The 8196-nt window shown below is 42.0% G+C and carries 9 protein-coding genes; 8 read left to right on the top strand and 1 reads right to left on the bottom strand.

What is annotated here, in order from left to right; genetic code table 11:
* Positions 1 to 2675: T9SS type A sorting domain-containing protein (locus K1X82_13890; GenBank protein ID MBX7183197.1), on the top strand; the 2675-nt coding region annotated here is incomplete at its 5' end.
* 246 nt (positions 2676 to 2921) lie between these two features.
* Here the strand turns inward: K1X82_13890 and K1X82_13895 are convergent.
* Complete coding sequence (locus tag K1X82_13895) at positions 2922 to 3296, bottom strand: helix-turn-helix transcriptional regulator (GenBank protein MBX7183198.1); 375 nt, start codon at positions 3294 to 3296, stop codon at positions 2922 to 2924.
* A gap of 198 nt (positions 3297 to 3494) precedes the next feature.
* On the opposite strand from K1X82_13895, the gene K1X82_13900 reads away from it, so the two are divergent.
* Genes K1X82_13900 through K1X82_13930 form a run of 7 tightly spaced genes read left to right on the top strand, consistent with a single transcriptional unit; the run spans position 3495 to position 8091 of the window.
* Complete coding sequence (locus K1X82_13900) at positions 3495 to 4262, top strand: type 1 glutamine amidotransferase domain-containing protein (protein ID MBX7183199.1); 768 nt, start codon at positions 3495 to 3497, stop codon at positions 4260 to 4262.
* Positions 4263 to 4264: 2 nt separating this feature from the next.
* Positions 4265 to 4639 (top strand): VOC family protein, encoded by a 375-nt coding sequence (locus K1X82_13905; protein MBX7183200.1) that lies wholly within the window; start codon positions 4265 to 4267, stop codon positions 4637 to 4639.
* The gene (locus tag K1X82_13910) at positions 4629 to 5285 is read left to right on the top strand and encodes a hypothetical protein (protein ID MBX7183201.1); all 657 of its coding nucleotides are present in this window, start codon (positions 4629 to 4631) and stop codon (positions 5283 to 5285) included. The genes K1X82_13905 and K1X82_13910 overlap by 11 nt, the downstream gene beginning before the upstream one ends.
* A gap of 3 nt (positions 5286 to 5288) precedes the next feature.
* On the top strand, positions 5289 to 6224 hold the full coding sequence (locus K1X82_13915) for a hydrogenase (protein ID MBX7183202.1): 936 nt from the start codon (positions 5289 to 5291) through the stop codon (positions 6222 to 6224).
* Positions 6224 to 6829 (top strand): DUF1211 domain-containing protein, encoded by a 606-nt coding sequence (locus tag K1X82_13920; protein ID MBX7183203.1) that lies wholly within the window; start codon positions 6224 to 6226, stop codon positions 6827 to 6829. Before K1X82_13915 ends, K1X82_13920 begins: the two co-directional genes overlap by 1 nt.
* Before the next feature lie 3 nt (positions 6830 to 6832).
* Entirely contained in the window at positions 6833 to 7471 is a 639-nt protein-coding gene (locus K1X82_13925) for a carbonic anhydrase (GenBank protein ID MBX7183204.1), read from the top strand.
* Entirely contained in the window at positions 7468 to 8091 is a 624-nt protein-coding gene (locus tag K1X82_13930; GenBank protein MBX7183205.1) for an NAD(P)-binding domain-containing protein, read from the top strand. Before K1X82_13925 ends, K1X82_13930 begins: the two co-directional genes overlap by 4 nt.
* Positions 8092 to 8196: the final 105 nt, after the last annotated feature.

Below are 8196 nucleotides of genomic sequence, written 5' to 3' on the forward strand. Positions count from 1 at the left end.
CTATGAATGTAACCTTCCAAACCTCTAATGCAGCTTGTGCATCAGCTAACAATGGAAAAGCAAAAGCTTTGGTAAATGGCGGACTTGCTCCTTATGTTATTCAATGGAGCAATGGACAATCGGGTGACTCTCTTCAGGCTGCCCCCGGTACTTATTCAGTAACTATCACCGATGCCGAAGGTTATATCCAATCTTCTACAGTTACTATTGGAGCAAATTCAGCCCCTGTTGTTACCTTGTCAGCAAGTGCTACCACGGTTTGTGCCGGTGAAGAAGTTAATGTTACTGCCTCCGGTATGGAATCTTACTATTGGTTAAATGACAGTTCCTCTTCGAACCAATACCTTTTGATAGCCAACCAAACCACCACTTTAACCGTGGTAGGAAGTCTGGCTGCCGGATGCCCCGATACCGCTTCCATACAAATTGTCGCCAATCCGGCACCAATCTGGTACCTGGATGCTGACGAGGATGGATTTGGAGACCCAAGCCAATTTGTAACCAATTGTGATCAACCTTTGGGTTATGTTTCCAATAGCAACGATTGCAATGATGCTAACAACTCCATTAACAGTTCTACCGTGTTCTACCAGGATTTGGATGGAGATGGGTTTGGCGGATCAGTAGCCGGTACCAATTGCCCATCGGGTCAAGTGGTATTAATTGGAGGCGATTGTAACGATAACAATGCCAACATCAACCCGAATGCCACTGAAGTGTGCAATGGAGTGGATGACGATTGCGACGGACTTACCGACGAAGGCGTTACCACCACCTTCTACCTCGACTCCGACAACGATGGATACGGAAACCCCGCACAATCCACCCAAGCCTGCAGTCAACCCGTTGGTTATGTGACCAACAACCTGGATTGTAACGATGCCAATGCCTCCATTCATCCATTAGCACAGGAATTGTGTGGCAATGGAATCGACGACAATTGCAATGGACAAATTGATGAAGAATGTACTGTTACCAATTTGGCCGTTTCATCCTGCGGAATCACAGTTTCCAATCTTTCCACAGCCTTGGTTGCTGTTCCGATTACAGGTGCCCAGGATTATCGCTTCCGGGTAAGTAACGGAGAAGGATACCTCAGCATTTTCACGGTAGGAGGTCCAACCAACTCCTTTAGCTTCAACCAACTCAGTCCGGCAGTAACCCTTTCAACCTCTTATACAGTTGAGGTTGGAGTTAAACTAAACGGCATTTGGGGCGATTGGGGTAATGCATGTCAGGTAAGCACACCGGTTGGACCAACCACAGCCCTGGTTTCTACGTTCTGCTCGGCAACCATCAACTCTCCAAATTCCGGAATTGTGTTTTCAACCATCAGTGGCGCCACCTCCTATAACATCTGGATTACCAATGCAGGATTAGGCTATTCTCAGGTTTACAACACCGGAACAGCCACCAATTCGTTCCGTTTAAATGCCTTTACCGGTTTAAGAAACGGAACAAGCTACACCGTTAGAGTTTCGGCAGTTACACCAAATGGCAATACAGCTTACGGTTCATCCTGTACAATCCAGGTTGATTACAAAACCACCCTTAGCTCCACCAATTGTGGAATTAGCCTAAGTTCGTTAAACACCTTGTTAACCTGCAATGGTATTGTTGGTGCAAGCTATTACAGTTTCAGGGTTACAGGTCCATTCGGTTACGACCAAACCTTTGTAACACCAACCAATTCCAACTCCTTTAGAATGAGTTCGGTACATGCATTAGCTCCCTTATTAGCTAACACAACCTACCAGGTTTCGGTGGCAGTAATAATGAATGGAAGCATTGGAACTTATGGAACTCCATGTTCAATAACTACTCCACCGGTACCGCCAACAACCCTAAGATCAAATCAATGCGGAAGGTTGATGACATCGCCAAATTCAGGTGTATTAATTCAACCTGCAACCGGAGCAAATTCATACTTGGTGCAATTAAGCAATTCCGGTCTGGGATACAGCCAGGTACTAGCAACAACTGCTACTACCTTCTACCTGCGCGATTTCACCGGATTACGCAATGGCGAAACCTATGCGGTAAGAGTTGCTGTGGTAAGTGATGCAGGTACTTCCGACTTTGGAACTGCTTGTAACCTGGTTGTCAATTACCAAACCCAATTGTCGGCGGCCTATTGCGGTACTACTGTATCAGCGCTAAATTCAAAACTAACCAGCAATGGAGTTGTAGGAACCACCCGTTACCATTACCATGTATTTGGTCCGGGAGCTTACAATCAAACCTGGATTAGTCCAAACAATTCCAATACCTTCCGCTTAAGTTTTGTTCATGCTATGGCACCTTTAAGTCCTGGAACTACTTATCAGGTTTCGGTGGCAGTTGAAATGAACGGAGGATTAGGCGCATTTGGCGACACCTGCCTGGTAACAACACCGGGAATTTTGAGGGAAGAGCAACTTCCGTTATCAGATCCGAATCAGGCAAATTTGATCAGTATTTATCCAAATCCATCAAAAGCCGGATTTACGATTGCCCGAAACGGAATAGAAGGACAAGTCGAATTTAGAGTGTGGGACGTTACTGGCAAGGTATATTACCAAGCCAACCTTTCCAATGAACCCATCGAGTTAGGTCAAGAATTAGTTCCAGGGTTTTATTTTGTAACCATCACCCATGAATCAGGAAATCAAGTGTTTAAATTGATCAAGGAATAAACCAACCGCCCTACCTTTTCACCTCGGCGGAATAGGACCATACAACCCTATTCCGCCTTTTTGTTTTATGTATTTATTTAGGCGGGTACCTTCGCATAAATATAGTCTTCCATCCAAACTTTTACCGGGCTCAGGTCCGGGCTATTCGTTCCAAGTCCTCGCCGCCCTTAGCTAGCGCTGCGGGCGTCTGTGGGCTTTCCACTGCTATCCCTACCCGATGGCTGAAGTGCAAAAAATTAGCATTTGCTAGCTCCCCTTTTGTTGCTTATCTATTTTGGAATCCTCCACCCCAAAATCCTTCATTAATTCTAAACCATAATTACGTATGGCTGCAATTATTACAATGGCATTTTCACCCCGTTTGGTTATAGAATACTCTACCTTGGGCGGTACCACCGGAAACACCTCTCTGCTAATAAATCCTTCGTCTTCCAACTCCCTTAATTGACTGGTTAGCATTTTATGCGTAATATGAGGGATATCCTTCTTTAACTGGCTATACCGCATCACTTTATCCTTTAAACGCCAAAGTATTGGCATTTTCCAGGTACCTCCTATCCGATCCATGGCAAATTCAACCGGATTGTAATACAATTTGTTCTTAAATAAAAACTCGGGCATTGCTATAACTATTGATTTTACTTATACTTTCCAAAAAGTGTGTATCACTAAAATGAGTAAGTATAGCTGCAAAGATAATATAAGCACCCACCTTTGCAAAGTCAAAATTTCCATTCCTAAACAATAGAATAGCTTTCCAATGTTCTGGAAAAGAGTTACACAAAGATCAAAACACGAATACAATTAATAATAACCAACATGAACCAGGTAATCGAACGCAAATCTTATGTCCACCCTCACGGCTCACCTTCTAAGGGAAAAATACTAATGGTAGCCAGTTCCCCATCCATCTCCAAACAAACCGGTTGGCCAATCGGATTCTGGGCAGCCGAATTAACGCATCCCATGCGGGTATTTCAAGAAGCCGGATATGAAATTGAGTTGGCTTCTACACAGGGCGGTAAACTGGAAATGGATACCTATTCCAACCCAACCGATGCCAGTGGCTACTCAGCAAACGATATAATTTCATTGGGTTATTTACAAAAACCTGAATTTATTCAATTGCTTGAAAACACCCGCAAAATAACCGAGGTGAAACAGGAAGAATACAAGGCAATTTTCCTGGTGGGAGGTCAAGGCCCTATGTATACTTTTAGAGGAAATACAGACTTACAAAAACTATTCGTTTCCTTTTATGAAGCAGGTAAACCTGCTTGCGCCGTTTGTCATTCCACAACCCTTTTACTGGAGGCAAAAAAATCGAATGGAGAATTATTAGTTCAAGGCAAAACCTGGACCGGATTTGCCAATGCAGAGGAAGATTATGCTGATCAGGCTGTAGGCCAAAAAATTCAGCCCTACCGCATAGAAGATGAAGCCGGGAAAATAGCAAATACCTTCTTCCGTGTTGCCCAACCCTTCAGTTCTTATGTCATTCAGGATGGAAACCTGATTACCGGCCAGCAACAAAATTCGGGTACAGCAGCAGCAGAATTAGTTATTGAATCCTTAACCTCAGCCTAACTATGAATGCGCTAAACTGGTTTGAAATTCCAGCATTGGATTTGGAAAGAGCTTTTTACTTTTATTTCGGAATCTTAAACGGAAATGTTCGAAAAGGTAGTTTTGGAAATGGTGAAATTATTTTGTTCAATGTACCTTTTCAAACCGGCGAAGCAGTTGGAGGATCCATTGTTGTTAGAACCGATTTTAAACCATCTGCTGAAGGAACCCTGGTTTACCTAAACTCCTTCGGGAAACTCTCCGAAGCCGTAGCCAAAGTTGAACTTGCAGGTGGAAAGGTGGTGACCCCCTTCATAGATCTGGGGAAATTCGGCTTTTCGGCCATTATTATCGATACAGAGGGAAATCGCATAGGTTTATTATCTCATGAAAAATAGAATTCTTGCCTGGATTACTACCCTGTTTGTTTTCCAGGGAACTGGAATTGCCCAAATACCGGTAGAAGTATTTGCCGGGCATGAGCGGACTTCCCTCGATATTATGTTTTTTAAGTACTTCAAAACCAAAACCGGCAACCCTTCCCACTGGTTATTTTTTAATAGAAATAGGGCAAGTATAGATTACAGAATTACCCGAACTTCCTTTCTGCCCCAATTTGGCTTTACCGAAGCCATTTCTTATAACCATCCTATCCTCAAAGGTTTTGCCCCGGTAACAGTAGTTCAGGTACTTTCCTGGGGAATTTTCCCGAAAGCAGGGTTACAATATGCTCATGTGAGCAAAAAACTAACCCTGTTCACCTGGCTGGTATGCGAAACCTTGAAAAAACCAAGCCTCGACTATTTTATTTTGTTTCGCTATTCCCCGGCAATTTCCGAAAAACTAAACTTGTTTACCCAATTGGAGAGTGTTAATTCCTTACCATCCAGTCCTGAAATTAACTATAGCTTCACCCAAAGAGTAAGGTTAGGCCTGCAAGTAACTTCTTACCAATTTGGATTCGGCGCCGACTTTACCCAAAGCGGAAGAGCTACCATGGCAACGCTATACAATCTAGGTGGATTTTTCAGACATGAATTTTAATCAATGATACTAAAACGAAATTTCAATCCCATCAAAGTGGTTCAGTATGTTTGGGCAGAATTGGTCTTTTCCATCTTAATGGCTTTTTCTGTTTTTATTTTACAACGCTTTGAATGGAGTTTCCCAATCTTACCGTTCTCTGTAGCAGCCATCTTAGGCAGTGCATTGGCCATCTTTATCGCTTTTAGAAACAACAGTTCATACAGCCGTTGGTGGGAAGCTAGAACCTTGTGGGGAGGAATAGTTAATTCAAGCAGGGTGTTAGCCAGGCTGGTTATTACTTTTACCGATAGCCATTCTAATCAGGCTCAGTTCAACCAATCCCGAAGCGAAAACTTTAAAAAGGAAATGGTTTATGCACTTATAGCCTGGGTACATGCCTTGCGTTTACACCTTAGGAGACAAACAAACTGGGATGAAATTAAACCTTTCTTATCGTCGCAAGAGTTTGAAGAATTGAAAAAAAACCAAAATAAACCCAACTATATACACCTACTCACCGGCAAGAAAATTTATGAAGCCATGGCAAATGGAACCCTAGGAGGCTTCGATAGTTTCCAAATGGAAGGACAATTGCTGGCTTTAGCCAATTATCAAGGTGGATGTGAACGAATTAAAAATACTCCACTGCTCCGACAATACGACTTTTTTACCCGATTGTTTTTGTACACCTTTATGACATTGCTTCCATTTTCCTTAATTGCCGATTTTAACAGACTGAATATGACCGAATGGATGATTCCGGTATCGGTATTAATCTCATTTGTTTTCTCAGTCATTGGAAAGGTAGGAGAGGTAAATGAAGATCCTTTTGAAAATAAAATTACCGATGTACCCCTCACTGCCCTGTGTAATACGATTGAACGTGACCTTCAGGAAATGTTGGGGCTACCCATTTTGACAAACAAAACTGAAGCAGAGAACGGCTTTTTGTTCTAATGGCTCCATTAAACCAACTATCAACCGGCCGCATAGAGGCCTTTAGCGATGGAGTAATTGCCATTTTAATAACCATCATGGTTTTTGATTTGAAATTGCAAAACATCCCAACCGGGCAAACTGTTTGGACCGAATTGCTTAAATTGCTTCCCCAATTTACCTCCTACACCATTAGTTTTTTGATGTTAGCTATTATGTGGGTTAACCACCACCAATTGTTTCACCAAATTAAACACAGCGACCGTGCCTTGCTTTGGTATAGCATTCACCTGCTGTTTTGGATGAGTCTGATTCCTTTCGGCACTCATTTTATTGGCGCCAACCATTTGCTTTGGCAAGCCTCCTTTTTCTACGGTTTAAATTTCTTTATGTGTGCCTTCTCTTTCACTTTACTCCGAAACTATGTTATTGAAAGATGCTTACTGTATGAAAACATTAACAAACAGGCTCATATAAAAATCAAAAAGAAAAACAGAATCGCCTTAGGAATATATTTGGCAGCAGCCATACTTAGTATAGCTTCGGTCTATATTTCATTTCTATTATTTCTAATTGTACCGGCGATGTATTTCATTCCGGAACGTATTTCACACCTCGAAAACTGAACTATGGACTTTAAAAAAATCTTTGAAAACAATGAAAAATGGATAGCAAATAAGCTTTCCATTAATCCCAATTATTTCTCCGAATTAGCGAAAGGACAAACGCCTGAATTTTTATACATCGGCTGTTCCGACAGTCGGGTAACTGCGGAAGATTTAATGGGAGTTCAACCCGGCGAGGTATTTATTCACCGAAACATTGCCAACCAGGTAATTGCTACCGACAACAATGTGAATTCAGTAGTACAATATGCCGTAGAGCATTTGAAAGTGAAACACATCATAGTTTGTGGCCATTATGAGTGTGGTGGTGTAAAGGCTGCATTAAACCCAAGCGACATGGGTCAGTTAAACAGTTGGCTTCAAACTTTAAGAGACGTGTATCGCTTTCATAAAGCTGAATTAGATTCCATATCCGATAATCAGCAGCGGTTTGATCGCCTGGTTGAGTTAAATGTAAAAGAACAATGCATCAACATCATTAAAATTGACCATGTACAGAAATCATGGTACAAAACAGGTTACCCTAAAATTCACGGATGGGTATTTGATGTTAAAACAGGAAGATTGCTGGATTTAAAGCTGAATATGCAAGAAGAATTTAAAGAAGTACGAAGTATTTATGATTTAAAACCTATATCATGAACATAGCAATCATCGGTTCCGGAAATGTTGGAGGAACCCTTGCCCAAAAATGGCAAAAGAAAGGACATTCAGTTAAAATTGGAGCAAGGTTTCCTTGGAGTGAAAAAAACAAACAATTGGCACTCTTGCTTGGAGAAGAAACCTTAATTGATGTGGCGGAGGCCGTGAAACAAAGCGACGTCATATTGATTTCCACTCCCGCCATGGCCACCGTAGAAGTGGTAAAAAGTTTAGGTGACACTACCGGAAAAGTGATTATTGACTCCATGAACATTGTGATGGGACGAGGCCCTCAGGGTTACAAAAACACCACGGATGCCATATTGGACCATACCCAAACCCGAGACGTAGTAAAGTGCTTTAATACCACCGGTTTCAACAACTTACAAAACCCGGAATACCAGGGAGTAAACCTGGATTTATTTGTTGCCGGTGACAGTGAAAAAGCCAGGCAAATTGCAATACAACTGGCTCATGATGCCGGATTCCCAACTTGCTATTCTATTGGAGGAAATGATAAATTTGAACTGATGGAACAATTCGCCTGGTTTTGGATTAACCTGGCTATGTTTCAGGGACAAGGAAGAGAAATTGGATTTAAACTACTGAGAAGAAATTAGTTTTTATCCGCATTTTATCCCAATTTACCTTCAGGCCAACAACCGAATTCCAAATCCATACCGGCTTTCAACTGCTGTAAACAAACTGCTTTCAGAACGATTTTT

This window comes from Bacteroidia bacterium, assembly GCA_019695265.1.
GTDB lineage: Bacteria > Bacteroidota > Bacteroidia > JAIBAJ01 > JAIBAJ01 > JAIBAJ01.

Bases quoted from the DNA above. Each gene is read 5' to 3' on its own strand.
- K1X82_13895 (MBX7183198.1), bottom strand. From the start codon at position 3,296: ATGCCCGAGTTTTTATTTAAGAACAAATTGTATTACAATCCGGTTGAA.
- K1X82_13910 (MBX7183201.1), top strand. From the start codon at position 4,629: ATGAAAAATAGAATTCTTGCCTGGATTACTACCCTGTTTGTTTTCCAG.
- K1X82_13925 (MBX7183204.1), top strand. From the start codon at position 6,833: ATGGACTTTAAAAAAATCTTTGAAAACAATGAAAAATGGATAGCAAAT.
- K1X82_13920 (MBX7183203.1), top strand. From the start codon at position 6,224: ATGGCTCCATTAAACCAACTATCAACCGGCCGCATAGAGGCCTTTAGC.
- K1X82_13915 (MBX7183202.1), top strand. From the start codon at position 5,289: ATGATACTAAAACGAAATTTCAATCCCATCAAAGTGGTTCAGTATGTT.
- K1X82_13900 (MBX7183199.1), top strand. From the start codon at position 3,495: ATGAACCAGGTAATCGAACGCAAATCTTATGTCCACCCTCACGGCTCA.
- K1X82_13905 (MBX7183200.1), top strand. From the start codon at position 4,265: ATGAATGCGCTAAACTGGTTTGAAATTCCAGCATTGGATTTGGAAAGA.
- K1X82_13930 (MBX7183205.1), top strand. From the start codon at position 7,468: ATGAACATAGCAATCATCGGTTCCGGAAATGTTGGAGGAACCCTTGCC.